The following is a 589-nucleotide window of genomic DNA, read 5'->3' as shown; positions in this document are numbered from 1 at the left end:
CCTTTGCATTTTTATCATAATGAACTACAGCTGAACCATCAGACTGAAGGTTATTAGAAAGATCCTTCAAGCTTGCATCAAGCTGGCCTTTATTAACTGCTTCATTCTCTTTCTTTGCTGCCTTTACACCAGAAAGCGTACGATCCGCATGTGCGCTATCTGCTATACTGATGCTGCCGCCATCTTTCTCACCACCAATCGCGATAACTTTTGTTTTCTCGTCTTGCTTAACTAAGCTATCTCCCACAACTTTGGTAATCTCGTTCTTTACTTCTTTATGTATATTGGTAATAGAACTACCAACTCCAGCAAAAGCTTCCGCTACATTGTGATAACTTGACTCACTTTCTGTACCATCTGCATTAAGCGACTTAACCTGAAATGTTGGGGCCGTCCATTGACCATTCTCATATCCTGCTCCTCCACCAAAATAGGTCGCAACTGTCTTATTCAAAGAATAGAGCTGATTACCTGCTACAGCATCCGTTGAGGTTGCAGTAATGTCTCCATTCTTCAGAGATGTAATCTTGCTGCTTTCTTTTTTGTCTCCATGTGTCGCTACAAAGGCATCTTTAGCCTTGTCCCACAA

Annotated in this window: 1 pseudogene; it reads right to left on the bottom strand. The window is 41.8% G+C overall.

What is annotated here, in order from left to right:
* Positions 1–589, bottom strand: a pseudogene (locus J7R13_RS08650) (Vomp family autotransporter); the annotation flags it as partial.

The sequence above is a fragment of the Bartonella taylorii 8TBB genome (genome assembly GCF_902825155.1).
In the GTDB taxonomy this organism is placed as follows: Bacteria; Pseudomonadota; Alphaproteobacteria; order Rhizobiales; family Rhizobiaceae; genus Bartonella; species Bartonella taylorii_A.
The sequence above is the reverse complement of the archived record's forward strand: the minus strand, read 5'-3'. Positions and strand labels throughout refer to the sequence as shown.